A 680-nucleotide genomic window follows, 5' to 3' on the forward strand; every position below is an offset into this window, starting at 1 on the left:
CGTGGCAAACGCGGTGACGCTGGAGATGGAAGCCCTGCTTCTTGCCCAACATACGAAGCTCGGCGGCGATCTCACGCGGATAAACATCTCCCGGGCCTCGCCGGTCGGCTCGATGCCGGCCTGGCGGCCGGCCATGCCAGTGACGCAATGGAGCTGGATGAAGCCATGATGGTCGCAGGCATAGGCTGCCGAAAGGGCGTGGGCGTCGAAGAGGTGCTTGCGGCGATCGAAACGGCGCTGGAGGCGCATGGGTTGGCGATGACGGCGCTGTCGGCACTGGCGACTGCCGCGTTCAAGAAGGATGAAGAAGCGATCGCCGCCGCTGGCCGCACGCTGAGTCTTCCCGTCATCGTCGTCGACGACTCAGCACTTCAAGCTGCCTCGTCGGATACGCTCAGCCATTCCGATCTCTCGCAGGATGTTGCCGGCACACCATCGGTCTCCGAGGCGTCCGCCCTCGCCGTGGCCGGCACAGGCGCAAAACTGCTTGGCCCCCGCACCGTGCTCGGCCCGGTCACCTGTGCCATCGCCATCAGCGGAGATGCGCCATGACCGTTCATTTCATCGGCGCCGGTCCAGGTGCGGCCGACCTCATCACGCTGCGCGGCGCAAGGCTTTTGGCAAACTGCCCGGTTTGCCTGCATGCCGGCTCGATCGTCGCGCCCGAATTGCTGCAGCAC

General features: G+C 65.6%; 2 protein-coding genes and 1 pseudogene. All 3 read left to right on the forward strand.

All coding sequences use genetic code 11. The features are described from left to right. A pseudogene (locus tag EN994_RS36605) lies at positions 1–169 on the forward strand (cobalamin biosynthesis bifunctional protein CbiET); the annotation flags it as partial. Continuing rightward, positions 166–552: a cobalamin biosynthesis protein gene (locus EN994_RS34140; RefSeq protein ID WP_013531079.1), complete on the forward strand. Its 387-nt coding sequence runs from the start codon at positions 166–168 to the stop codon at positions 550–552. The pseudogene EN994_RS36605 and the gene EN994_RS34140, both read left to right, overlap by 4 nt. Beyond that, on the forward strand, positions 549–680 hold a 132-nt coding region (locus EN994_RS34145; protein WP_245466178.1), incomplete at its 3' end, for an SAM-dependent methyltransferase. The genes EN994_RS34140 and EN994_RS34145, both read left to right, overlap by 4 nt.

It is taken from the genome of Mesorhizobium sp. M7A.F.Ca.CA.002.09.1.1 (assembly GCF_003998555.1).
Classification (GTDB): domain Bacteria; phylum Pseudomonadota; class Alphaproteobacteria; order Rhizobiales; family Rhizobiaceae; genus Mesorhizobium; species Mesorhizobium ciceri.